General features: G+C 61.1%; 22 protein-coding genes. 11 read left to right on the forward strand and 11 right to left on the reverse strand.

Features of this window, described 5'->3' with window-relative positions; genetic code table 11:
* Nucleotides 1-63: 63 nt before the first annotated feature.
* The 3 genes from folB to BI364_RS02395 are packed head-to-tail and all read left to right on the forward strand — an operon-like array spanning nt 64 to nt 1,708.
* On the forward strand, nt 64-432 hold the full coding sequence (folB, locus tag BI364_RS02385; RefSeq protein ID WP_070077396.1) for a dihydroneopterin aldolase: 369 nt from the start codon (nt 64-66) through the stop codon (nt 430-432).
* The gene (locus tag BI364_RS02390) at nt 429-1,166 is read left to right on the forward strand and encodes an MBL fold metallo-hydrolase (protein WP_083251108.1); all 738 of its coding nucleotides are present in this window, start codon (nt 429-431) and stop codon (nt 1,164-1,166) included. The genes folB and BI364_RS02390 overlap by 4 nt, the downstream gene beginning before the upstream one ends.
* Complete coding sequence (locus BI364_RS02395) at nt 1,163-1,708, forward strand: 2-amino-4-hydroxy-6-hydroxymethyldihydropteridine diphosphokinase (RefSeq protein WP_070077397.1); 546 nt, start codon at nt 1,163-1,165, stop codon at nt 1,706-1,708. The genes BI364_RS02390 and BI364_RS02395 overlap by 4 nt, the downstream gene beginning before the upstream one ends.
* Here the strand turns inward: BI364_RS02395 and BI364_RS18860 are convergent.
* Together BI364_RS18860 and BI364_RS18865 are read right to left on the reverse strand one after the other, a co-directional pair.
* Entirely contained in the window at nt 1,631-2,038 is a 408-nt protein-coding gene (locus BI364_RS18860; protein WP_197495800.1) for an SDR family oxidoreductase, read from the reverse strand. The two genes, BI364_RS02395 and BI364_RS18860, sit on opposite strands and share 78 nt — an antisense overlap.
* Complete coding sequence (locus BI364_RS18865; RefSeq protein ID WP_197495801.1) at nt 2,020-2,367, reverse strand: SDR family NAD(P)-dependent oxidoreductase; 348 nt, start codon at nt 2,365-2,367, stop codon at nt 2,020-2,022. The genes BI364_RS18860 and BI364_RS18865 overlap by 19 nt, the downstream gene beginning before the upstream one ends.
* A 100-nt stretch (nt 2,368-2,467) precedes the next feature.
* On the opposite strand from BI364_RS18865, the gene BI364_RS02405 reads away from it, so the two are divergent.
* Together BI364_RS02405 and BI364_RS02410 are read left to right on the forward strand one after the other, a co-directional pair.
* Nucleotides 2,468-3,670, forward strand: coding sequence for a class I SAM-dependent methyltransferase (locus tag BI364_RS02405; protein ID WP_070079831.1), 1,203 nt, complete (start codon nt 2,468-2,470; stop codon nt 3,668-3,670).
* Between the two features lie 44 nt (nt 3,671-3,714).
* A complete protein-coding gene (locus BI364_RS02410) occupies nt 3,715-4,515 on the forward strand; it encodes an undecaprenyl-diphosphate phosphatase (protein WP_070077398.1) in 801 nt (266 codons plus the stop codon).
* Here BI364_RS02410 and BI364_RS02415 read toward each other — a convergent pair.
* The 3 genes from BI364_RS02415 to BI364_RS02425 form a co-directional block, all read right to left on the reverse strand.
* Nucleotides 4,503-5,780 carry a sensor domain-containing diguanylate cyclase gene (locus tag BI364_RS02415; RefSeq protein WP_070077399.1) on the reverse strand — a complete coding sequence of 426 codons (1,278 nt, stop codon included), beginning with the start codon at nt 5,778-5,780 and terminating at the stop codon, nt 4,503-4,505. The two genes, BI364_RS02410 and BI364_RS02415, sit on opposite strands and share 13 nt — an antisense overlap.
* A gap of 85 nt (nt 5,781-5,865) precedes the next feature.
* Complete coding sequence (locus BI364_RS02420; RefSeq protein ID WP_070079832.1) at nt 5,866-7,101, reverse strand: multifunctional CCA addition/repair protein; 1,236 nt, start codon at nt 7,099-7,101, stop codon at nt 5,866-5,868.
* A gap of 22 nt (nt 7,102-7,123) precedes the next feature.
* Nucleotides 7,124-8,074, reverse strand: a complete 951-nt coding sequence (locus BI364_RS02425; protein ID WP_070077400.1) for a complex I NDUFA9 subunit family protein — start codon at nt 8,072-8,074, stop codon at nt 7,124-7,126.
* Between the two features lie 185 nt (nt 8,075-8,259).
* Between BI364_RS02425 and BI364_RS02430 the strand changes: the two genes are divergently transcribed.
* Nucleotides 8,260-9,585 (forward strand): POTRA domain-containing protein, encoded by a 1,326-nt coding sequence (locus BI364_RS02430; RefSeq protein ID WP_070077401.1) that lies wholly within the window; start codon nt 8,260-8,262, stop codon nt 9,583-9,585.
* 2 nt (nt 9,586-9,587) lie between these two features.
* On the opposite strand, the gene moaA is transcribed toward BI364_RS02430, so the two are convergent.
* Nucleotides 9,588-10,568, reverse strand: a complete 981-nt coding sequence (gene moaA, locus BI364_RS02435) for a GTP 3',8-cyclase MoaA (protein WP_070077402.1) — start codon at nt 10,566-10,568, stop codon at nt 9,588-9,590.
* A 202-nt stretch (nt 10,569-10,770) separates the two neighbouring features.
* On the opposite strand from moaA, the gene BI364_RS02440 reads away from it, so the two are divergent.
* Genes BI364_RS02440 through BI364_RS02450 form a run of 3 tightly spaced genes read left to right on the forward strand, consistent with a single transcriptional unit; the run spans nt 10,771 to nt 15,373 of the window.
* Complete coding sequence (locus tag BI364_RS02440) at nt 10,771-13,671, forward strand: molybdopterin oxidoreductase family protein (protein ID WP_070077403.1); 2,901 nt, start codon at nt 10,771-10,773, stop codon at nt 13,669-13,671.
* Between the two features lie 20 nt (nt 13,672-13,691).
* Nucleotides 13,692-14,387 (forward strand): 4Fe-4S dicluster domain-containing protein, encoded by a 696-nt coding sequence (locus tag BI364_RS02445; protein WP_070077404.1) that lies wholly within the window; start codon nt 13,692-13,694, stop codon nt 14,385-14,387.
* 41 nt (nt 14,388-14,428) lie between these two features.
* Entirely contained in the window at nt 14,429-15,373 is a 945-nt protein-coding gene (locus BI364_RS02450) for a dimethyl sulfoxide reductase anchor subunit family protein (RefSeq protein WP_070077405.1), read from the forward strand.
* A gap of 321 nt (nt 15,374-15,694) precedes the next feature.
* On the opposite strand, the gene BI364_RS02455 is transcribed toward BI364_RS02450, so the two are convergent.
* A complete protein-coding gene (locus BI364_RS02455; RefSeq protein WP_070077406.1) occupies nt 15,695-16,549 on the reverse strand; it encodes a hypothetical protein in 855 nt (284 codons plus the stop codon).
* Nucleotides 16,550-16,579: 30 nt separating this feature from the next.
* Entirely contained in the window at nt 16,580-17,914 is a 1,335-nt protein-coding gene (gene rhlB, locus BI364_RS02460) for an ATP-dependent RNA helicase RhlB (protein ID WP_083251109.1), read from the reverse strand.
* 148 nt (nt 17,915-18,062) lie between these two features.
* Here rhlB and trxA point away from each other — a divergent pair, with 148 nt between their 5' ends.
* Both trxA and rho read left to right on the forward strand, forming a co-directional pair.
* On the forward strand, nt 18,063-18,389 hold the full coding sequence (trxA, locus tag BI364_RS02465; protein ID WP_070079833.1) for a thioredoxin TrxA: 327 nt from the start codon (nt 18,063-18,065) through the stop codon (nt 18,387-18,389).
* A 212-nt stretch (nt 18,390-18,601) separates the two neighbouring features.
* The gene (gene rho, locus BI364_RS02470; RefSeq protein WP_070077407.1) at nt 18,602-19,861 is read left to right on the forward strand and encodes a transcription termination factor Rho; all 1,260 of its coding nucleotides are present in this window, start codon (nt 18,602-18,604) and stop codon (nt 19,859-19,861) included.
* A gap of 66 nt (nt 19,862-19,927) precedes the next feature.
* Here rho and BI364_RS02475 read toward each other — a convergent pair whose 3' ends face one another.
* The 3 genes from BI364_RS02475 to BI364_RS02485 all read right to left on the reverse strand — a co-directional run bounded on the left by BI364_RS02475 (nt 19,928) and on the right by BI364_RS02485 (nt 24,634).
* The gene (locus BI364_RS02475; RefSeq protein ID WP_070077408.1) at nt 19,928-22,420 is read right to left on the reverse strand and encodes a glycogen/starch/alpha-glucan phosphorylase; all 2,493 of its coding nucleotides are present in this window, start codon (nt 22,418-22,420) and stop codon (nt 19,928-19,930) included.
* 95 nt (nt 22,421-22,515) lie between these two features.
* Nucleotides 22,516-23,796 carry a phosphoribosylamine--glycine ligase gene (purD, locus tag BI364_RS02480; protein ID WP_070077409.1) on the reverse strand — a complete coding sequence of 427 codons (1,281 nt, stop codon included), beginning with the start codon at nt 23,794-23,796 and terminating at the stop codon, nt 22,516-22,518.
* 16 nt (nt 23,797-23,812) lie between these two features.
* Nucleotides 23,813-24,634 carry a LabA-like NYN domain-containing protein gene (locus tag BI364_RS02485; protein ID WP_070077410.1) on the reverse strand — a complete coding sequence of 274 codons (822 nt, stop codon included), beginning with the start codon at nt 24,632-24,634 and terminating at the stop codon, nt 23,813-23,815.
* Between the last annotated feature and the right edge of the window lie 201 nt (nt 24,635-24,835).

Genomic DNA, 24,835 nt, shown 5'->3' on the forward strand with positions numbered 1-24,835 from the left:
GGCGCTCGCTGGCGGGGGCGTCGGTCGGCCGTTATAGTGATGGGCTGGCTGGGAGCGAGACAAATGGATCGTATTTTCATACAAGGTTTGAAGGTGGCCGCCGTCATTGGGGTGCATGAATGGGAGCGGCGCATCACGCAAACCCTGTGCGTGGACCTGAGTTTCGCGGCGGACGTCCGCCGCGCGGCGGCCAGTGATGCGCTGGAAGACACGGTTGACTATGCCGCAGTGGCGGCCCGTTTGCGTGCTCTGGGCGAGGAGGCGGCTTTCGGGTTGGTCGAAACCTTCGCGGAGCGCTGCGCCGAGCGCGTGATGACGGAATTCGATGTGTCGTGGGTGCGTGTCGGCGTGACCAAGGATGTGGCCTTGCCGGGGCGTACGGAGGTGGGCGTGGTGATCGAACGCGGCGTACCGCCCGAGTCTGCGCCGTGAGCACGCGCCGTCTTCGTTTTTTGGGCACTGGCGATTCCGAGTCGATGCGCTTCTGGAATACCAATCTGTTGCTTGAGAGCGAGGGGCGGCGCCTGCTGATCGATTGCGGCTACACAGTCAAATATGCCCTGCGCGATGTTGGTCTGACGCTGGCGGATATCGACGCGATTATGATCACCCATGTGCATGCCGATCATGCCTTCGGTCTTGAGCGCGCAGGGTACGAGACACGCTACACCCTTGGGCGACGCATTCCGCTGATCCTCGAACCGGACATCCTGCCGGCGCTGTGGGAGCACACGCTCAAGGGCAGCATGGGGTTGAGCAGCGACGGGGAAAACCGACTGGAGGACTTTTTTGACGTACAGCCAGTCGTTGGGCATTGCTTCGAGTTTGCCGGTTGTGCGCTGCGCACCTTCCCGACCGAACACACCCCCGGCATGGCCACCTATGGCTTGATCTTCGATGATGACGTGATCTTCACTGCCGACAGCAAGCCGTTGGACTGGTTAGCAGCGGATCGTAGCGCGCGGCGCATACTCCATGACTGCAGTCTGCAGTCATGGAATCCCGTACATGCGACGCTGGGCGAGTTGATTGAGGCTTATCCCCGCACGGTGCGTGAACGGTTACTTGCGATCCACTACGGCGACACGCTGGAGGCGCATCGGGGTCTGATCGAACGCGAGCTGGGCGGGGTGGCCGATCAAGGTGGGGAGATCGCCTGGGGATGAATGCCCAGTATCCGCGCGTGGCAGGCTATGTGATCGGCATCGGCAGCAATATCGATCCCGAAGCCAACGTGCCGCGGATACTCGATGCGCTGCTGCGGCATTTCGGCCACCTGAGCATGAGTCGGATTTTGCGCACACAGCCGGTCGACATGGCTTCGGCACGGGAGTTTTTCAATCTGGCGGTGTTTGTGGAGACGCAGATCGCGCCTGCCGCCCTCAAGAATATCTGCAACGGGATTGAATGTGCCTTGGGGCGTGATCGGGGTGATCCGTCACGGGCACTCAAGGACCGGGTGGCCGATCTCGATATTTTGTTCGCACTCGACCCCGGCGAGCCGCTACCAGCGCTCGCGCAAGTTGACGGCGTCTATTTTCAGCCGGTCGTCGCCGATATCTATGGCCTACTGGGTCTGCCGGTGACAGCAGGAGGGGTAGCGGGTGTGACGATTCGCCTGGGCGAGGTTTCAGCGGGCGAGGTGCCGGCCACCATCCACCGGGATGGACGTACCGGTCAGATAGTCGTTGTCGAGCAGCGCCCTTAGTGCGCGATAAACCGCTTCAGGACCACCTTCGCGGCCTAGTGGCGTTTCCGCGAGTACGCGGCGACGCATTTCCGGGGTATGGCTGTCCTTGAACAGGATCGGCCCTGGTTGCAGGCAGTTGACCTTGATCCGGGGCGCATAGCGCTTGGCGAAGGATTGGCTGAGGTTTTCGAGTCCGGCCTTGGTCGCGCAATAGAGGTCGAACTCGGGTTTGGGGCTCAAGGCGAAAATATCAGTGATGTGCACGATATCGGTGGGCGAGTCGTTGGCATCGGCACCCGCGTGGAGCAGCTCGACCAGGCCCGTATTGATCAGATAGGGTGCGAGCATATGGATCGCGCAGAAGGTCTCGAACATCGCAGCGGCGGCGCTGGGTTCGGGGGGGTGGGTGTGAAGGCCGAGGCGTTGTGCACGATCGCGCGTAGCGCTGGCGTACCTGCGCGCACGGCCTCAACCAGCCCGAGGACACCGTCCGTCCGGTCGAAGGCCGCCTGGATCGTGATGGCTCCGCGTGCGGCCAGGGCTTCGAGCGAAGCGTTCGGTCGATGGTAGTGCGCGATGACCGCGTGACCGTCGTCCAATAGGCGATTGGCTAGATGCAGGCCGACGCGGCGGCCCGCGCCGGTGACGAGTATGGGAAGGTTGTCGCTGGTGGCCACGATGCTGAGTCGGTCGCGTGTGTAGAATGACGAAAGCCAGACTGTACCTCATCCATGCGAACATGTGGCCGGCCGATGCGGGCCGATCCTGGAACCCACGATGAATCAGCACCAGACCGACCGATTGCCGACCCCGACGCCCGAGGCCGCCGCGCTCAGCGAGACGCTGGTTGCCGAGATTGCCGACGAGGTCGCTGCCAGCGGGAGTTGGATCGGTTTTGACCGCTACATGGCACGTGCCCTGTATGCGCCGGGCAAGGGGTATTACAGCGCGGGGCTTGCAAACTTTGGCGCGGCCGGCGATTTCGTCACTGCTCCGGAATTGGGCGAGCTTTTCGCGCGCACCTTGGCTCGGCAGGTCGCAACCGTATTCGCGGCACTGGGCGGTGGCGAGCTGTTGGAATTTGGCGCAGGCAGCGGTGCACTCGCCGCCGCGTTGCTGGACGAATTGGGGCGCCTGGGCGCACTGCCGACGCGTTATGCCATTCTGGAACTCAGTGCCGATCTGCGCGAACGGCAGCGCGAAGCCATCGCCGCGCGTGCGCCGGAGGCCTTGGCGCGCGTGACCTGGCTGACGCACTGGCCCGAGACGCCACTGCGTGGCGTCGTAATCGCGAACGAGGTACTGGATGCCATGCCGGTACGCAGCTTCGGTCTGGCCGGGGGGCGGGTCTGGGAGCATGGCGTTGAGCTTACTCACGAGGGGCTGGGCTGGGCATCGCGCCTAGCAGACTCCGAGTTCGAAGCCGCGGTGCGCCGTTGTCTATTCTTGCCGATCGATGAATACCCCGAGGGTTATCGCGGCGAGATCAATGACCAATTGTTGCCTTGGTTCGAGGGTTTGTCCGCATCGCTGGAGCAAGGCGTGGCGCTGCTGATCGATTACGGCGGTGTAGGCGCGGAAGTCTATCGGCCGGGACGTGTCGACGGCACGCTACGCGCTTATTATCGGCATCGGTTGCTGGATAGCCCGTTCTGGTGGCCCGGTCTGTGCGATCTGACCGCCGATGTCGACTTCACGGCAGCGGCCGTGGCCGCAGAAAACGCGGGTTTGCGCGTGGCTGGCTTCGCGCCTCAGTCGCAGATGTTGTTGACCGGCGGGCTGGAGGTTGTATTTGGCGAGGCCTTCGCGGCCGCGCCGGATGAGCGTGCGCGGTTAAGGCTGGCTCAGGAAGTTAAGCGTCTGACCTTGCCGGACGAAATGGGGGAGCGCTTTTGGGGATTGGCGCTCACGAGGGACTATGACGGTCCACTGCCGGGTTTCGAGGCGCGCGATTTTCGCTATCGATTGATGCGTGACTAGGATGGCAAGGTCGCCCATTGGGTGACCGGATTGATGGGGGGAGCATGCCGCTGACACATTTGTTGGCTCTGGCTGTGTTACAGGGACTGACCGAATTCCTGCCGATCTCAAGCTCGGCACACCTGATTTTGTTACCGCGCCTGCTGGACTGGCCGGATCAGGGGCTGGCATTCGACGTGGCTGTGCATCTCGGTACCTTGAGCGCGGTGGTGATCTACTTCCGGGGCGAGTTGTGGCGTATGGGCCGCGACTGGCTGGCCTCGCTCGCCGGACGGGGCACGACGTCGGAGGCGCGGCTCGCCTGGGCGGTACTGCTGGCGACGGTGCCGGTGGGACTTGCCGGCCTGCTGTTCAAGGGCTGGATCGAGCATGCGCTGCGCACGCCGCTGGTGATTGCAGCCGCGACGCTGGGCTTCGGGCTGCTGCTGGGGCTCTCGGATTGGGCTGGGCGGCGGCAACGCGACGAATACACCTTGGGCTGGCGCGGCGTGCTGGCGGTCGGTTTGGCTCAGGCGCTGGCGCTGATTCCGGGCACTTCGCGCTCAGGCGTCACCATGACCGCAGGTCTGGCGCTCGGGCTTACACGCGAGGCGGCGGCGCGCTTTTCATTCCTGCTTTCGATTCCAGTCATTGTCCTTGCCGGTGGTTTGGAGGTGCGCGATCTGGCGACAGCCGGGGTCGCGGTGGACTGGGCGACCCTATGGCTCGGGGCACTGGTTTCCGGGGCCAGCGCATTGGCTTGTATCCACATCTTCCTGCGACTGATCGCACGTCTGTCGATGTGGCCCTTCGTGTTCTATCGACTGGTACTCGGGTTGGCACTGCTCGTGATCTACAGTTCGTGAACGTTGTCGCCGGGGTGGATGCGCCAGACGCGATTGCGCCCCGAACGCTTGGCTCGATACAAGGCGTCATCGGCTGAGAGCATCAGTTTTTCGGGGTCGCTCAGATCGTCGGGCCAGCAGGCCATGCCGATGCTCATGGTCGGCGACATGGCGTCAAGCGGATCTTCCCAGGCGTGTGTCGCGATGTCGTGGCATAACCGGCCGGCGATCGAGAACGCCTCCTCGGGTTCGGTTTCGGGCAGCAGGCAGAGAAATTCCTCACCACCCCAACGTGCCAACCAGTCGCCCCGACGCATCAGCTGTCTCAGACGTAGGGCGACGGTTTGCAGGACGTGATCCCCCGTCGCATGGCCGTGCAGGTCATTGACGCGCTTGAATTCGTCGAGATCGCAGATCAGCAGAGCGTAGGGTCTGCCCGTACGCAGCGCATTGGCGTGCTCGCGCCCCAGGATGTCATGCATGGCGTGGCGATTGATGAGATCGGTCAGTGCGTCGTGCTCTGCCTGATAGCGCAGTCTTTCGAGTAGCGATTGCTCGGCGCTGATGTCGCGCAAGACCAGTACGCCGCCGTTGGGTGCGGGTGTCTGGTCGAGCGGTACCAATCGTAGCTCTACCCAACGGGGGGCGCTGATGAGCTTGAGTGGGCGCTCATGTCGATAGGGAAGCCCGGTACCGAGTTGATTGAGAAGATGAGTAATCCAGTGTGGGTCTTCGATTTTCAGGGTGGCGGATAATGCTTCGTCGATGCGTGCGCCGACGATCCAGCCGGTGATGTCGCGGGCGGTCGGATTCAGGTAACGGATGTGTCCTGCGAGGTCGAGCGATACCACGCCCTCTTGAAGGGCGCTGAGCACAGCTTCGTGGCGTTGCCGCTCGGCGCTGATGCGCGCCTCCATCTCGACCCGCTCGGTAATATCGCGAATCGTGCCGACACTGACCCGGCCCTCGTGTTCGTCGCCATGGGTGATGCTCACGTCGACCTCGACGTGGATGATGCGGCCATCCTTGCATAGCATGCGCTTGGTGTGGCGCGAAGAGTTGCACTGGCCGACTTCCAGGCTCTGTTTGACCTTGAGATTCATATCGCGGTCGTCGGGATGGACGGTGTCGATCAGGTGGCGGCCGATGGATTCCTCCACGCTGTAGCCGGTCAGTTGCTCCCAGGCGGGGCTCAGGTAGCACCAATACCCATTGCGATGGGTGCGAAAGACCACGTCGCGCAGATGGGCGGTAATGTCCGCAAGTTTTGGCTGCTCATCCAGCATCCGCGTATCGCCTTCTGCAGTTGGAAATGACCGTGAAGGGATGAGAATAGATCAAGTCGTTGGATATGTTCGATGTTGTGTGCGGTTATTCGGTGTTCGGCCGGGGCAGCAAGGTGATGGCTGCTGCGCGCGCGCGGTGCAGGTGTTCGGCCAGTTGGCTGCCCGCGTGGCCTTGAACGATCAGGGGTTGAACGGGCACGGCGCGTGCGGCGGCGAGGGCGGCACGCAGGAAATCAGGCTGCGGATAAGCCTTGGCTTCGAAACCCGGTCGTCCGCGGGCATCGGCCTCACAAGCGAGCAGGAACTGTTCGAACCGTTCGGGACGGCGGAAGGCGTCGACACCTTCGAGCAGTTTGAGAATGGTGTCGGCGCGCATCACCAGTACCTTGTGTACGTTGCCGTGTTCGCGTGCCGTCAGTCGCGCGAGGTCGCGGAAGTCGTTGGGTACCTTGAGGCGGGCGCAGAGCGCGGTGACCAGGCGCTCGCCGCGTGCCTCGTGTCCGCGGTGACTGGGCCATTCTCCGGGGGGCGTCAGGCCCTTGCCCAGGTCATGCACCAGTGCCGCGAAGCGGACCAACGGTTCCGACGACAAACGAGCGGCTTGCTGCAGCACCAGCATGGTGTGCACGCCGGTGTCGATCTCGGGGTGCCACTGTGGTGGTTGCGGTACGCCCCAGAGGCGATCCAGTTCGGGGACCAGCTTCGCCAGCGCACCGCAGGTGCGCAGGGTCTCGAAGAAGCTTTCGGGTGCGGGCGCGGCAAGCGCGCGTACCAGTTCCTGCCAGACGCGCTCGGGCACCAGGGCATCGACCTCGCCGGCGGCGGTCATGTCGCGCATTAGGGCGAGCGTCTCGTCGGCGATACGAAAGCCCAGCGGCACGAGGCGCGCGGCGAAGCGGGCCACGCGCAGAATGCGCACCGGATCCTCTGCGAAGGCAGGAGAGACGTGCCTGAGCACTCGCTGGTCGAGGTCTTGGCGTCCGCCGTAGGGATCGACGAGGCTGCCGTCTGCACGGCGTGCGATGGCGTTGATCGTCAGATCGCGCCGGCGCAGGTCTTCCTCCAGCGTCACATCCGGGGCCGCATGCACCGCAAAGCCGTGATAACCCGCGGCGGTCTTGCGCTCAGTCCGCGCCAGTGCATATTCCTCACCGGTATCCGGGTGCAGGAAGACGGGGAAGTCCTTGCCGACCTGCTTGAAACCCAGGCGCAGCATCTGCTCGGTGGTGCTCCCGACCACGACCCAGTCGCGCTCCTTGATCGGCAGGCCGAGCAGGCCGTCGCGCACGGCACCGCCCACCAGGTAAATTTCGTCGGGCATCGGGCGCGTCGCCATGAACGGCCTAATACTGGCTGAGATCACGCAGGCGGTCGTAGTGTCGCTGCGGGGTCTGGTTGCCGAGATATTGCGGGGCGATGCCCTCCAGTGCGGTGGGGCAATGCGCTACGTTGGGTGGGCATATGCTGTCGATGGCCAGCGAGCGGTAATTGTCCATCGTGAATAATTTGCCAGGCAGCCGCTCCAGGACCAATGCCTGGACGCGAGCGGCCCAGTCGGGGAGCCCTACAATGCGTCGACGCAGGCCCTTCACACGAGCCACGTAGATGACCAGCTCGCGCAGGGTATAGCGCTTGGGGCCGCACAGATCGATGCGCGCGCCATGATTGCGAGTGTCGCTGAGGGCCGTCGCGAAGGCGTCGGCGACGTCACCGACGTAGACCGGCTGCAAGCGGGCCTCCGGGCAGGCGAGCGGGAACACGGCAGGGATGGTGTCGAGCAGCATGGCGAAGTGACTGAGGAAGTCGCCGCCGGGTCCAAAGATCACCGAGGGCCGTAGACTGGTGACAGCGAGCGCGGGACCGCTGAGTGTGTGCACCAGGGTCTCGGCCTTGGCTTTGGTACGTAGGTAGTGGCTGGTGCCGGGCGTGTTTTCCGCGCCCAGGGCGCCCATATGGAGTAGGCGACTGACGCCCTTGCCCTGGCAGGCATTGACGACCTTGTTGGCGAGCTCGACGTGCGCGTGCTCGAACCCGCGTCCGTCGCGACCGCGCTCGTTGAGGATACCGACCAGATTGACGACGGCCTGGCAGCCCTCGAAAACGCGTGCGAGGCATTCGGGGTCATGCACATCGGCCTCGACGAGCTGTATACCGTCGAGCAGTTGCAGATCCCGATGGCGTTGCGGGTGCCGGGTGGGTATGCGTAGCTGGAGTCCGTGGGCACTGAGGCGTGCGGCGAGATGGCGTCCGACGAAGCCGGTACCGCCGAGTATGCAGACGCGGGTCAACTTCATGGGCTAAGTTCGTTCCTGATGGAAAGTTCGCTCGTGCAGGGTTTTAACCACTGTTTTATAGTGGAAACGCGCTCTGTTTTGGAGGGATGGCGCAGGCTAAATCATACCGGTATCCAGTCGGGCCTGCCAAAATGGTGTGCGGTGTGGATGAGGGTGTGGCCGCTGGCATGATTTGAGGGCGAGGCATGACGCGATCGGGAGCGGTCACGCACTGGCGACGGAGGTTGTTCTGGTGGGTGCGCGCGTTGTCGCTGGCGGTCTGTGTCGGTCCGCTTGTGGTCTTGGCGGCACCGGTTGGAGCGGCGCCGGTGATCGGAGCGATACGCTTCGAGGGTAACCGAGTGACACGCGATGTTGTGTTGCGCCAGCAGTTGCTCATTCGCGTCGGTGAGCCTCTGATGCCGTCAGCAGTCGAGACCTCGCGTCAAGCCATCATGAATCTGGGATTGTTCGTGCGGGTCCAAGATCGCGTATCACCAATGCCAGATGGCCGGGTGGCGGTGATCTTCACCGTCAAGGAAAAAACCTATACCTGGGTGCTGCCGCGTCTTGGTCGTACCGCCGACGGTGACATTAGTTATGGCGGGCAGTTGGAGTTCGACAACGTGTTCGGGCTGGATCAGCGACTCAAGCTGATTGCCGAACAGAAGCAAATTGCAGGTGGCGGCACCTCCGATCAGCAAAGCGTGGAGTACGCCGCCGCGCGCCTACCCGGTAGCGCCTACGGCTTCAGTGCAAAGCTCGGCGCTACCGAGCAGCGTGAACTGCTATACGCTCCCGATGGGGCGGAGGGCGTGTACCGCAACCGGGTGTCGACGCTAAATGTATCGCTGACGCGTTGGTTGAATCGAGATGGCCTCAACAGCGGTTGGAGCACCGGATTGGGTCTCGGGGTGAGCGAGATTGGCTACCGGTATCTCTCGGGGAGGCCGGGCCTTGCCGCCTCGGGCCGCGAGGTCGGTGTGAATACAAATATCGGCTACACGCGTGTGCGGCTGGGTCGCTACGGTTACCGGCAGGGTGTGGAGTACGGCTTGAGTCTGGGTGCGGGTGGGCGGCTCATCGGCAGTCATTACAGTCAGCTTGGCGTAGGCGGTTATTACCGTCGTTACCGACGGTCGGAAGGTGGGGCGGAAAACCTCAATTACCAACTGCGCTTCGGCTTCAGCAGTCGGACGTCGAGTCTGGGGCCGGCTTATACCCTGGGTGGCGCCGATACCTTGCGTGGCTACGTCCGCGATTCGCTGGAGGGCAACGCCTACGTGCTGGCCAACGTCGAATATCTGCACCCGATGTTCGGGCGCCCGCTGCTGCGTGGCGTGCTGTTTACCGATCTGGGTAATGCTTGGTATCGCGGAGACAGTGCCCCGTGGCGGCTTGATCCGGCGTTCGGAGTGGGGGTGCGCTGGCATATCGACTGGCTGGTAAACGTGGACCTGCGCGTGGATATGGCCTATGCGGTCGGCCAGAGGCGCTACCAGGTTTACGCGGGGTCGCGCTCGATGTTCTGAATTCAGCCGCCGGTCATGGACATGAAGCGCACGACCTTGGTCGGTTGCTCACGGAATTCGTGCCGTTCGGGTTTGAGGTCGATGGCCTGGCGCAGGGCGCCTTCCAGACCGGCATCGTCGATACCGGCACGTAGCAAGGGGCGCAGTTCCAGTTTGTCCTCCTGTCCGAGGCAGAGGTAGAGCGTACCTTCCACGGACAGGCGTACGCGGTTGCAAGTCTCGCAGAAGTGCTGAGAAATGGGTGTGATGAAGCCGATGCGCAGTCGGGTGCCGGCGACCTGGACGTAGCGGGCAGGACCGCCGCCAGGCATGACGCCAGGAATCAACTCGAAGCGTCGGGCAAGGCGCGCCTTGACGGTCTGGAGGTCGAGGTATTGATCGCCTGCATTGCGCCCGGTATCACCCATAGGCATGGTCTCGATGAAGCGCAGAGTGAAATCGTGGTCGATGCAGAACTGCACCATGTCCTCTATTTCGTCGTCGTTCACCCCGCGCATGGCCACCATGTTGATTTTGATGGGGCCGAATCCGGCGGTCTTCGCAGCCATCAGGCCGGAAAGGACCTTGTCCAGCTTGCCACCGGTGATTGACTTGAAGCGTTCCGGCTTCAGTGTGTCGAGGCTGACGTTGATGCGCGAAATACCAGCCTCGCGCAGCGCTACTGCAGACTTCGACAGGCGTGTGGCATTGGTGGACAGCGATAGATCCTCGATACCTGGGAGGTCCGCCAAGCGGCGGGCCAGGAGCGGCAGGTCTTTGCGAACCAAGGGCTCGCCGCCGGTCAGGCGTACGCGACGCACGCCCAGTCGTCCGAAGGCCGCGATAACGCGCTCGATTTCGTCGAAGTCGAGCCATTCCGCCGGTTCGCTGAAGTCTTTGAATCCACGTGGCATGCAGTAGCTGCAGCGGAGATCGCACTGGTCGGTGACCGATAGGCGGACGTATTCGATAGGGCGGTTGAAGCGATCGATCAAAGTCGTCATGGCGGGCAGTATACGCCCGGCGGCTGGGCTCGAATACTTGACAAAACTGCGGGTTATCGGGTTTTCGATGTGAACAATAAGTATTTTTTTTGTTCCATTAATTTTTTCGATTAGAAAATAAAAAAGACTAGTTTGAGTCTGGCCGCTGCGAGGGTCAGACTGCACTGTCTATGTTGTCGGACACAGTAGCCAGAGGTTCTGCATGAGCGCGATCCCCGAATTCGAAAACCACGAGAAACAGGAAGTCAAATACACCACCTGTTACATGTGTGCCTGCCGCTGCGGAATCAAGGTCACCGTGGAGGACAATCAGGTTCGCTTCATCCAGGGCAACCGCAACCATCCGATCAATAAAGGCGTGCTCTGTGCCAAGGGCAATGCCGGTATCATGAAGCAGAATTCGCCAGCCAAGCTGCGTTCCCCGTTGCTGCGTAAGCAGGGTAGCGAGCGCGGGAGCGGCGAATTTGAGGAAATCTCGATGGAGCGCGCGCTCGATATTCTGACCGAGCGCCTGCAGAAGATCCGCGAGACCGATCCCAAGAAGCTGGCCTATTTCACCGGTCGTGACCAGATGCAGGCACTGACCGGCCTGTGGGCCAGCCAGTTCGGCACCATCAACTGGGCGGCCCACGGTGGCTTCTGCTCGGTGAACATGGCCGCGGGTGGTCTGTACACGATGGGGCATGCCTTTTGGGAGTTCGGTGATCCCGATTGGGATCGCACGAAGTATTTCATGATGTGGGGCGTGGCCGAGGATCATGCCTCCAACCCGATCAAGATCGGTCTGGAAAAAATCAAGCGTCGTGGTGCCAAGTTCGTGGGCGTCAATCCCGTACGCACGGGTTACCAGGCGATCGCTGACGAATGGGTGCCGATACGTCCGGGTAGCGACGCGATGTTCGCCCTGTCGATGGCGCATGTGCTGCTCAAGCACGAGCAGTTCGACTGGGAATTTTTGATTCGCTATACCAACACCCCGTGGCTGGTGATCAATACCCCTGGCGAACAGGGTGATGGCCTGTTCGTCCGTGATGCCGATGGCAAGCCGATGGCCTGGGACATGGTCAGTGAGGCCTTCGTCGACGCCACGCGAGCAGACATTCAGCCGGCATTGTTCTGGGAAGGTAAGGGTCCGGATGGACGGCCTGTCAAGAGTGCGATGTCGCTTCTGGCCGAGAAATATCTCGACGAGCAATACGCCCCGAAGAATGCGGAGCAGGTGACGGGTATCCCGGCCGAGACCATCGAGCGTCTGGCGCTGGAGATGGCGCATGTCGCATTCAAGGAAACCATCGAGGTCGAGGCTGAGTGGACCGACTGGGCCGGGCGCAAGCACGACAAGTTCATTGGACGCCCCGTGTCCATGCACGCGATGCGCGGTATTTCGGCGCATTCCAACGGCTTCCAGGCTTGCCGCGCGATTCATCTGGTGCAGGTGCTGCTGGGCTCCATTGACTGCCCCGGCGGCCATCTGGCCAAGCCGCCTTACCCCAAGCACATCCCGCCGTCGATCAAGCCGGCCAAGGAAATGGCGCCGAATACGCCGCTCAAGAGCCCGCCACTGGGCTTCCCCAAGGCGCCGGAGGATCTGGTCATCGACGCCGACGGCAACCCGCTGCGCATCGACAAGGCATTCTCCTGGGATGCGCCGATTTCCAATCACGGTTTAATGCATATGGTCATCACCAATGCCGTGAAGGGCGATCCCTACCCGATCGACACGCTGATGTTCTTCATGGCGAACATGGCCTGGAATTCCAGCATGAATACCAAGGAGATGCAGGATCTGCTGCGCACACGCGGCGAGGATGGTGAATACAAAATCCCCTTCCTGGTCGTGTCCGATGCCTTCCACTCAGAGATGGTCAACTTCGCCGATCTGGTGATTCCGGACACCACCTACCTCGAGCGCTATGACACCATTTCGATGCTCGATCGTCCGATTTCTGAGGCGGATCTGGCCGCCGACGCGATCCGTCAGCCGATCATTAAGTCCGATCGGGACGTGATGGCCTGGCAGGAGGTTCAGGTCGAGTTGGCCGGTCGCCTCAAGTTCCCGGCCTTCACTAACTCGGACGGCACGCGCAAGTTCAAGGACTACAAGGATTTCATCGTCAACTACGAGAAGGAGCCGGGCATCGGTTTCCTGTCGGGTTGGCGTCTGGACGAAGATGGGAACGAAGTCCATCTTCGCGGCAAGCCGAATCCGAAGCAATGGGAACGCTATATCGAGAACCAGTCGTTCTTCGCCTATCACCTGCCGGAGCACACGCGCTACTACCGCTTTGCCAACAAGGATTACTTGGCGTTGGCCAAACATGCCGGCTGGGTGGGCTCGACAGACCCGATCATCATGGAGCTGTATTCCGAGACGTTGCAGAAATTCCGTCTTGCCGGGCAAGGGCTGTACGATGGTCCGCAGCCGAGCAAGCCGGAACACAAGGAGCGGATGGTGAAATATTTCTCGCCGCTGCCTGAGTACTACAAGCCGTTGGAGCAGTGTCGGATCGATGAGGATGAATACCCCTTCCACGCCGTCAACCAGCGCCCCATGTTCATGTACCACTCGTGGGATTCTCAGAACGCGTGGCTGAGGCAGATCATGTCGCAGAACTACTTGTTCATGAGCCGCCAGCGGGCCGTCGAGATGGGTATCGCGGACAAGTCCTGGGTCTGGCTGGAGTCGCACAATGGACGGGTTCGCGTGCAGGTCAAGCTGATGGAAGGCGTCGAGCGCAACACCGTGTGGACCTGGAATGCCATCGGCAAGCAGGCCGGCGCCTGGGGTCTCAAGCCTGAGGCCAACGAGGCGACCAAGGGCTTTCTGATGAACCACCTGATTCGTGAGCTGCTGCCGCGCAAGGGCGATGCGGTGGATAACATCACCAATTCAGATCCGGTGACCGGGCAGGCGGCCTGGTATGACCTGCGCGTGAAGATCACGCCGGCCGCACCGGGAGAGACCGGTAGCTGGCCGACCTTCGATACCATCAAGCGGCTGCCGAATGTGGCGGAATCACCGGATGTGCTGCGCTATCACTCGCACGAGCCAGTGGGCATACGGCGCGATCTTAGCGATGTGCTGACCCGCGGCCAGAAATAACGAAATAAGGAGCTAGGACCATGCGACTCGGTCTCGTCATCGATCTGGATACCTGCGTTGGCTGTCACGCCTGCGCGGTGGCCTGCAAACAGTGGAACACCTCGGGCACAACCGGCCCGCTGACCGACTACCGCCCGTATGGGGCCGACCCGAGCGGCGTCTGGTTCAATCGTATCCGCCATTACGAAGTGGGCGAGTATCCCAACAGCAAGACGATCAATTTTCCGATGTCCTGCATGCACTGCGAGGACGCAGACTGCGTGACGGTATGCCCGACAGGGGCGTCCTACAAGCGAAAGGAAGACGGGGTGGTCCTGATCGACCAGACCAAGTGCATGGGCTGCAACTACTGTTCGTGGGCCTGTCCCTACGGTGCCCGCGAGCTGGATCGCGAGTCCGGCACGATGAAAAAATGCACCCTGTGCATCGACCGTATTTACGACGAGACGCTCGCGGAGATAGACCGTCAGCCAGCCTGCGTGATCACCTGTCCGGCGCACGCACGCTTCTTCGGTGACTTCGACGACCAGAATTCCGAGGTCAGCCGCTTGGTGCGCGAGCGCGACGGAATGCAACTGATGCCCGAGTTGGGGTACAACCCGACCAACCGTTACCTGCCGCCGCGCATCAACACGCCGATCCCCACCGAGGATGTACGTCGCGACAGCCTCGCCGGCAAGGTCAAGGAATGGGTCAACAAGGCGGTGGCGCGCTGAGCCGCGCCGGTCCACTGCACGTAAGCTTGAGGTAAGTCACCATGCATCCGGCATTGTCAGTCATTTTTTTCACCGTCGTTTCCGGCGCGGGTTTCGGGCTGTATTCGCTCACCGCAATCCTGCAGCTATTTCGTCTCGGGCCGGCGATGGACCGCTCCGAGCTACTCACCGCGCTGATCACCGCCTTCGTGCTGATCGTGGCCGGCCTGATCTCTTCCACCGGCCATCTGGCCAATCCGAAGAACGCTTGGCGTTCCTTTATGCGGGTCAAGACCTCGTGGCTGTCGCGTGAGGCGGTGTTGGCCGTGATCTTCTTCCCCTTTGGCTTTCTCTACTTGCTGGGTGTTTACCTTTATGGCGCCCATGTCCCGGCGTTTTTCGGGCTGATGGGGTTGATTGGTATCGTGCTCGGTTTTATGACCGTCTTCGCGACGGGCATGATCTACGCGTGCCTCAAGACTATGCGCCAGTGGAACACCCCGCTGGTACCGGCCAATTACCTGCTCATGGGGTTGACGTTGGGTGCGTTGTTCCACTTGGCGATCGAGGCCTATTACGGGGCGAATCTTCAGTTCATCACCGGTGTGGCCGGTACGGCACTGGTCATGACCGGGGTGATGAAGGGCATCTACTACTACTGGATTATCAAGACCAGCGGGCCGAGCATCAATACCGCCACGACCTTCACGCGCGCGACGGTGCGCCTGTTGGATGTGGGGCATACGGCAGGTACCTTTCTGACGGAAGAATTCGGTTATCAGGTGGAGGCCGGTCGCCTGCTCATGCTGAAGGCGCTGGTATTCGGATTCGGGTTCATTTTGCCCTTGATCCTGATCGTAGCCGCGGCGGCGTCTCAGGGCGCTGGCTTTTTGCTGGCAACGTTGGCTGTATTGTCGTCACTTGCGGGTAAGGGCATTGAACGCTGGCTGTTCTTCGCGGAGGCGCGCCACGTGGTTAATCTGTACCACGGAGCACAGCACACCTAATTTTGGCTCCGTGTCGTATCACGCAAGACGCCCGCATACAGCGGGCGTCTTGCGTTTTAGCGTACATACCTACCGGATGTGAGTTGTCTCTGCATCTTGGCATCTGCGGGGCGCGTCGAGGCTGCGTTGTTCGATCGTAACGCTTTCGCTATGTGAGGTTTCGAGCTTTATAAGAGGGCGGCGGCGAGGTGTTCGTATGCCGCTTTTGACTGTAAGGGTACCTACCCGCAGGTGTCCTGGACGCTCTCGTACGCGATGTTTTCACGAGCCTGTGCGCAATGGCTGGGCCAGCATGACTGGGTCAGCGGTGGGGGCGCGATCCTAGTGTCGGTGGTGTCGCCACTGCAGCAACTGCTGGATCAGGGAGCCGACGCCGATCAGCATCACCACGATCATGACCAGAATGAAGGCGAGTCCAAGGTGGGCTAGGTTATGGATGTGTAGCCCCGTTGCGATGCTCAGGTCTGCCCAATGAGGCGCGAGCAGGCCAAAGAGCCCACCGGCGATGAAGACGATGCCACCCCAGCTCAGTGTGCGCCCTGCGGTGATCAGCGCAATGCGCCGTATCGCTTCTGCGGGCAGCCCGATGCGCTGCGCCGTCAGGCCGATGAGCGCACCCGAAATTGCCTGTACGAGGGTCGTGCCCAGGCCGAATAGGGCGCCTGGCAGCCAACCGAGTGCCGGACCTGGCATGGCAGGCGCGAGTACGGTGTAAATGATGAGTGCGAAGGCACCGACGCCCCAACCAGCGATAAATCCGTGTATCAGCGGCATCCACGGACGAGGTGTGCGTAACGCGTCTGTCGCGAGAGGTGTCTGGCGTGGACGCCATAAATGGAAATGATGGCCTCCGCGGACATAACGCCCACCTAGCCACATCGCCGTACCTACGATGAGGTAAACGTAGTAATTGAGGTGCGCGGATGCCGTGAACCAGTGGTCCAGTGTGAGATAGGCCAGTTCGCTGGCGAGCGCGCGCTGGACGGTGAACGCCAGTGAGAAGCTCAGGCCTGCGATGAGGCCGCGTCGCGTGGAGTAGCCGCCGATGGCATAGCTGTACGTGATCGGCCAGGTATGTTCGTCGGGTGTGATCCCGTGCACGATACCGAGCACGAATGCGGTGGTGAGCGCGGTGCCAAGGCCGAGGTCGGCGGAAGGTGCCCAGAGGTCGATCACGTGGCGATTCGTTAACTCAAAGTGTCCAGGTCAACCGGGATTGGGTGTCGGTTTGCGGCGTCGTCGTCGATGGGCGCCGTCCGTGCGTGGTTTGTCTTCGCTGACCTTGCCTGCATGTGGCGGCTTCGATTCGCTACGCCCTGGACCGCGAACCGGGTGGCGCTTGCGCTCGTGGCGTATCTGCGCCCTCGGTTCCTTCAGGAGCGCGGGCTCGACGACCTGCGATTGGATCTTCATCCCGATATAGGCCTCAATCTCCGGTAGATAGAAGGCGGTATCCTCGCAGGCGAAGCTAATGGCGTCGCCTTCTGCGCCGGCACGCGCGGTTCGTCCAATACGGTGGACGTAGTCTTCTGGAGATTGCGGAAGGTCGTAATTGAAGACATGGGAGACGTCAGGTATGTGCAGGCCGCGTGCCGCCACGTCGGTTGCCACCATGATTGACATTTCGCCGCTGGTGAAAGACTTGAGTAGGTTTTGGCGCTTGTTCTGCGGTACATCACCGGAGAGCAGGGCGGTTGGGTAGCCATTGTCCTCAAGGTATGCGGTGATTTCCTCAGCCGCACGCTTGGTGTTCGTGAAGACGATGCTGCGTTCCGGTTGTTCGCGCTCCAGCAGGCCGAGTAACAAGGGAATCTTTTCGCGGTTGGACGGGAAGTACACTTCCTGCCTCACGCGCTCGGCCGTGACCTGCTCCGGTTCGATACGCACGGTTTGCGGGTTGTTCATGTGTTCGTAGGCCAGTTCCATGACACGATACGACAGTGTGGCCGAAAACAGCATGGACAGGCGGTGTTCCGGGGTCGGCATGCGGCGGAGCAGGAAGCGGATGTCTTTGATGAAACCGAGATCGAACATGCGGTCCGCTTCGTCGAGCACCATAACCTGGAGTGCGCGCAGGTCGAAGACGTGCTGCTTGAAATAATCGATGATGCGTCCGGGCGTACCGATCAGTACGTCTACGCCTTCTTCCAGGCTGCGACGCTGCTTGTCGTAATCAACGCCACCGTAGATCAATCCCAGACGCAGGCCTGTATGGTGCCCCAGGGCTTCGGCATCCTTGTGGATCTGGATGGCGAGTTCACGCGTGGGCGCCAATACCAGCGCACGTGGCTGATTGGCCTTACGTGGCTCGGCGGACGGGTGGCTGAGCAGACGATTGAAGGTGGCGATGAGGAAGGCGGCGGTCTTTCCGGTGCCGGTCTGCGCTTGCCCCGCCGCGTCTGCCCCGCCCAAGGCGATGGGCATGATCGCGGCCTGGATCGGCGTCATCTTCGAAAAACCGCAGTCCAGAATGCCTTGGCGTACCGCGGGAACTAGCTCTAGGGAATCGAATGTATGCTCGGACAGGTGGGTGTCAGTCATAGTGGCCATTGGCAGCGGGCTTGAAATGGGTCAGGCACTCGGCCCACAATCGAGGTCATGCAGGATCGATGTCAGTTTGCTGGGTGCCGGAGCCTGCACCATATCCGTAAGCTGCGGTCTTGCCAAGTTATCTATTTCGGAGGTTAATGTGAGCGACAAGATACTTCATGTGTCTGACAGTGATTTCGAGTCGGAGGTTCTTAAATCCGACCAACCTGTATTGGTGGACTACTGGGCGGAGTGGTGTGGTCCCTGCAAGATGATTGCGCCGGTACTTGACGAGATCGCGGGCGAGTATGCGGGTAGGCTCAAGATCGCCAAGCTCAATATCGATGAAAATCCGGCAACCCCGCCAAAGTACGGCATCCGGGGAATCCCGACGCTGATGCTCTTCAAGTCCGGCAGCGTTGAGGCGACCAAGGTGGGTGCCGTTTCCAAGTCTCAGCTTACCGCGTTTTTGGACCAGAACATCTGACGCGCCTGTGTGCGGCGTCCGGTCTTTTCAAGGCTGGACGTCGTGTGTGCTGCGTGCTACATTCGGGCTGACGGACGCGCAATACTCTCATAAGGCCGTTCGCAGCGATCTCCCCGATTCGAATAAACATCGCATGGTGGTACGTTGGCGACAAGTCAACCGTACTGGCTTGAGAACTCTTCCTTTTTCTTTCCGACCCCTTCCGAGTACCGATGAATCTTACCGAACTGAAGCAGATGCCGGCCGCCGAGGTGGTGGAACTGGCCCGTAGCATGAATATCGAAGGCACAGCCCGTGCCCGCAAGCAAGACATCATCTTTTCCATGCTCAAGGCGCATGCCAAGAATGGGGAGGATATTCACGGCGACGGCGTGTTGGAAATCCTGCAGGATGGTTTCGGTTTCCTTCGAGGTGCCGACAGTTCCTATCTGGCGGGACCGGATGATATTTATGTGTCACCCAGCCAGATCCGCCGCTTCAATCTGCGTACTGGCGACACGATCTCCGGCAAGATTCGGCCACCCAAGGAGGGGGAGCGCTACTTTGCCTTGCTCAAGGTGGACCGTATCAACTTCGAGACGCCGGAAAGCGCTAAGCACAAGGTGTTGTTCGAAAATCTGACGCCGCTGCACGCGCAAAATCGCATGCGGATCGAGCGCGGCAACGGCAGTACCGAGGACATCACGGCGCGCGTTATCGATATCGTCGCGCCCTTCGGCAAGGGGCAGCGTGGCCTCATCGTTTCGCCGCCGAAGGCGGGCAAGACGATGATGATGCAAAACATCGCCCAGAGCATCGCCTCGAACTACCCGGACTGCTATCTCATCGTGCTGCTCATTGATGAGCGACCGGAGGAAGTGACCGAGATGTCGCGGATGGTACAGGGCGAGGTGATCTCGTCGACCTTCGACGAGCCGGCATCGCGTCACGTACAGGTCGCCGAGATGGTCATCGAGAAGGCCAAGCGTCTGGTCGAGCACAAGCGTGATGTCGTGATTCTGCTCGATTCGATCACCCGTCTGGCCCGCGCCTACAATACCGTGGTGCCTTCCTCTGGCAAGGTGCTTACCGGCGGTGTCGACGCCAATGCGCTGCATCGCCCGAAACGCTTTTTCGGCGCGGCTCGTAATATCGAGGAGGGCGGCAGTCTGACCATCATCGCGACCGCGCTGGTCGATACCGGTTCGAAGATGGATGAGGTTATCTACGAGGAGTTCAAGGGCACCGGCAACATGGAGGTGCACATGGATCGGCGCATCGCTGAGAAGCGGATATATCCGGCGATCAACATCAATCGTTCAGGTACTCGCCGCGAGGAGTTGTTGACCGATCCAGAGGAACTGCAGAAACTCTGGATCCTGCGTAAATTCCTGCACGGTATGGATGACCTTGACGCGATGGAATTCCTGCTTGGACGTTTACAGCAGACAAAGACCAATAACGAATTCTTCGATGCCATGAAGCGCTCCTGAGCTGACATTCTGTTCGCTCATCGGGTACTGACGACGAGGCCCCGCTTTGGCGGGGCCTCGTCGTATTCAGGCGTTTTTGGGTTCTTGTCCTTTTACGGAACGCGGTTCGATACCCCATATTTGGCTGGCGTATTCCCTGACCGTGCGGTCGATCGAGAAACGTCCCATGCGTGCGGTATTGAGAATGGCCTTGCGGCTCCAATCCTCTGGCTCACGATAGAGCCGATCGACCTCGTTTTGCGTCTCGATGTAGGCCGCGTAGTCTGCCAGCAGGAGATAGCGATCTTCGTGTAACAGACTGTCGACGATGGCTTGATGGCGGTGCGGTTCGTCCGGCGCGAAGAAATCGCTGGCGATCATGTCGAGGCAGCGGGCCAGCGACGGGTTTTCCCGATAGTGCTTGCGTGGATCGTAGCCGGCCTGTTGACGTGCTTCGACCTCGTCGGTGTGCAGACCGAAGATGAAGATGTTGTCCGCACCCACCTCGTCTCGAATTTCGATATTGGCGCCATCCAAGGTGCCAATAGTGAGCGCGCCATTGAGCGCAAGTTTCATGTTGCCCGTGCCGGAGGCTTCGGTGCCGGCGGTCGATATCTGCTCGGACAGGTCGGCGGCGGGAATGATGATCGTGGCGATGGAAACGCCGTAGTTGGGAACGAATACACATTTGAGGCGGTCGCCCACGATCGGGTCGTTGTTTACCACATCGGCAACATCGTTGATCAACCGGATGATCTGCTTGGCCATGATGTAGGCTGGCGCGGCCTTGCCGGCGAACAGTACTACGCGCGGCACACAGTCATCTGCTTGTCCATCGCGGATTCGGTTGTAGAGGCTGATGACGTGCAATAGCTTGAGCAACTGGCGTTTGTATTCATGGATGCGCTTGATCTGCACGTCGAACAGCGCTTCAGGCTTGACCCTGACCCCCGCCTCGGCAGCGATGTAGTCGGCGAGGCGTCGCTTATTCGCGAGCTTGACCTGACGAAACTCGGCACGTACTTCGGCGTTTTCGGCGAGTGCTGCGAGTGGCGCGATTTGATCGAGGTCGCGTATCCAGCCGTCGCCGATGTGTTTGCAGATCATGCGGCTGAGATCGGGGTTGGCCTGATGTAGCCAGAGCCGTGGGGTGACGCCGTTGGTTACGTTGACGAAGCGTTCGGGCATGATGCGATAGAAATCGCTGAACAGTGTATTGCGCAGCAGTTCGCTGTGCAGCGCGGCCACGCCGTTCGTGTGATGACTACCGACGACCGCGAGATGGGCCATGCGTACGCGACGGGCGCCAGCCTCGTCGATTAGCGAAACCCGCCGCAGCAGCTCTTGATCGCCGGGAAAACGATGTCGTACGTCGTTGAGAAAGCGGTGATTGATGTCGTAGATGATCTGCATGTGACGCGGCAGCACACGCGTCATCAGCTCGACTGGCCAAGTTTCCAACGCCTCCGGCATGAGGGTGTGATTGGTGTAGGCCAGAGTCTTGACCGTGATCCGCCAAGCGGCATTCCAAGGCAGGTCGTTGTCGTCCATCAGCAACCGCATCAGCTCAGCCACCGCAATTGCGGGGTGGGTGTCGTTGAGCTGGATCGCGACGTGGTTCGGTAGCGCTGAGAGAGTGTGTCCGTCTTCGCGATGACGGCCGAGGATATCCTGCAGGGAGGCGGAGACAAAGAAATATTCCTGCTTGAGCCGTAGCTCCCGCCCGGCCTGACTGGCGTCGTTGGGATAGAGCACGCGACTGATGTTCTCGGATTGGTTCTTTTGTTCGACGGCCCCGATGTAGTCGCCTTCGTTGAAGTACTCCAGCTCGAAGTCGCGCGAGGCCTTGGCCGCCCAGAGGCGCAGGTTGTTGACATTGCCGGGGCCGTAGCCGGGGATCGGGAGGTCGTAAGGCATCGCCATGACGGTTTCGCCGTCCTCCCAGAAGTGTTGGGCTTCTCCGTTTGCGCGGTAGTGCGTGATGAGGTGCCCGTAAAAGCGCACCGGATGCAGGCCTTCCGGGCGGGGCAGTTCCCAGGGATTACCGTAGCGCAACCAAGTATCGGGATGTTCGATCTGAATGCCGTCTCGGATTTCCTGGGCAAACATGCCGTATTCGTAGCGAATGCCGTAGCCGAAACCCGGCAGACACTGGGTGGCCAGTGAGTCAAGGATACAGGCGGCAAGCCGGCCAAGACCGCCGTTGCCCAAGGCCGCGTCGGCCTCAAGTTCGGCGATTTCGCCCAGATCCATACCGAATTCTGCCAGTGCCTCGCGAGTGGCATCGTAGATACCGAGGTTGAGCATGGCATTGATGAGGCCTCGCCCGATGAGGAATTCCATCGAGAGGTAATAGACGCGTTTGGCGCTGGCGTCCTGGTAGCCGCGGCGGGTAAATATCCAGCGTTCGAGCATGCGCTCGCGCACAGCCAGTGCGACGGCATGTAGCCAGTCGCGTTCGGTGGCGATGCGCGGGTCCTTACCGAGGCTGTGGATCAGGCGGCCCCTGATCGAGTCCCCCAGCGCCTTACAGTCGTTCTCCAGTGGCGTAAAGACACTTTCGTGGAGGATATCGTTCATCGGCGCGTTCCCCGTCTGTGAGGTGAATCCCCGAGTGATACCTTCAGCAAGAATCGCGCCCGCCGTTCAAGCCGGTATGAGCCTTCCCGAGGTGATCAGTTGCTTCGGGAGAGCGCGCGATGCCCGATGTCGGTGCGGTAATACTTGCCGGGCCAGGCAACGGCATCGGCCAGTGCGTAGGCCCGGGTCCGAGCCTCGCTCACAGTATCGCCCAAGCCGGTGGCGCACAATACCCGTCCGCCAGCACTGACGACGTGTTCCCCCATCAGGCGAGTGCCGGCATGGAACAGCTTGCGATCGTCGTCGTCCGCGGGCAGCGGGTCGAGGCGTTCGTCCTCAAGATAAGTTTCGGGGTAACCTTGGGCAGCGAGCACCACGCCGAGGGCGACACGGGGATCCCAGTTGGCGCTGGCCTGCTCAAGCTGTCCGTCAACTGCGGATTCGATCAGTGCATAGAGATCGCTGCGTAGACGCAGCATGATCGGCTGGGTTTCCGGGTCGCCGAACCGACAGTTGAATTCCAGTACCTTGGGGGTGCCTTCGGCGTCGATCATCACGCCGGCATAGAGGAAGCCCGTGTAAGGTGTGCCCTCGCTGGCCATGCCGATCACGGTGGGCTCGATAACCTCGCGCAGGATGCGCGCGTGGATCTCCGGCGTGACGACAGGGGCCGGCGAATAGGCGCCCATGCCGCCGGTATTGGGGCCGAGGTCACCGTCGTCGCGCGCCTTGTGGTCCTGTGAGGTGGCCATCGGTAGGACATGTACGCCATCGACCATACAGATGAAGCTGGCTTCCTCGCCACGCAGAAATTCTTCGATGACCACGCGGTGCCCGGCCTCGCCAAAGGCATTGCCGGCGAGCATTTCGTGTACCGCGGTGCGGGCCTCTTCCTGGGTTTGCGCCACGACCACACCCTTGCCGGCGGCCAGTCCATCGGCCTTGACTACGATTGGGGCACCGTGGTCGTGTATGAAATCGAGGGCAGGTGCGATTTCGGTGAAGCTGCCGTAACGCGCGGTTGGGATGCGGTGGCGGTGCAGAAAGTCCTTGCTGAAGGCCTTGGAGCCTTCGAGACGCGCGGCATCACGCGTCGGGCCAAAAATGCGGTGTCCTGCGTCGCGGAAGGTATCCACAATACCCGCGACCAGCGGCGCCTCGGGGCCGACCACGGTGAGGTGGATGCCGGCCTCGTCGGCGAAACGCAGCAGGCCGGGAATGTCGTTGGCGGCCAGCGGTACGTTACGTATGCCAGGTTCGCTGGCGGTACCTGCATTGCCCGGTGCGACGTAGACCGTTTCGACAGAGGCCGATTGGGCCAGTTTCCAGGCAAGGGCATGCTCGCGACCGCCGCCGCCGATGACCAGTACATTCATGCGTTACAGCCCTCGATCAGTTGACATGTATGAGCTCGGCGGCCGAGGGATCTTTTTTGTCCTCTCCGGCCGGCGGGCGCAAAGTGAATTCGAATACGTGCTCGCGTGAGGGCAGGCTGCGCGTGTCGTAGCCTGCCGGCAACTGGCTGGCGTGGAAAAACACGGTGCCGTAGGGCGAGTGTGGGTCGCGGGCGTCGGTGATGTGCAGGTGCGTGTCGATGTGCTTGAGATAGCGCAGAAAACCGAAGCCCTTTTCGTGGTCGTAGTGATAGCAGGTGCCGCGCAGGCGCGAGTCCAGTGTGCCCCAGGGACGCTCTGACTTGACCGGTAGCAGGCCGGGTATCAGGTAGCCGGAGACGAAAAGGTCTACCTCCTGGCGCAGATCGGAAGAGACGTTGCTGAAGGCGATAAGCTCGGTGCGGCAGCCGCGATTCTGCAGGGCACGAACCAAGTAGGCGAAGTCGCCGTCGCCGCTGGCAATGAGGACGCGATCGAGCCGTTCCCCCTGAAGCAGGGCGTCGACGGCCAGTTCAAGGTCCATGTTTGCCTTGCCGTAGCGCTCGCCGGCCTCGTCGGTATACCAGCGAACGTGTTTGACGATGACCTTGTAACCGATGTCGCGCAAGGCGGCGTGAAACTGGCGGGCACCGGTCCGATAACCGGCGTCGCGTTCGGCTCTTTGCGCGTCGTAGGCCAGATAGGCGTTCAGATGGACTGGATTGGCACCGTCGCGGCAGGCGAAGTCGCGCAGGATGTCGAACTGCATGCGATAGCCGCCGTTGAGGTGGATGTTGGAGACGTCAACGTAGACGCCGACGCGCAGTGGTGTGGTCGTCATTCGATTCTGTAGGGGGGTGTGAATGTCATGTTGTTGCGTGTTCCCTCATGTTGGCCGGCGATTTTATCACCGGCCCGGTTGCAATGCGCCCCGGCCGGACGGCCGGAAATGGCGTTTCGTCGGTCTCGGAGGCGCAGAAAATATTCCGATTGGTCGTCTGATGCCGGATTCGGCGTTCGATTGTCGCGAGAAAGGAGCTGT

Origin of the sequence: Acidihalobacter yilgarnensis (genome assembly GCF_001753245.1) — a bacterium.
Classification (GTDB): Bacteria; Pseudomonadota; Gammaproteobacteria; order DSM-5130; family Acidihalobacteraceae; genus Acidihalobacter; species Acidihalobacter yilgarnensis.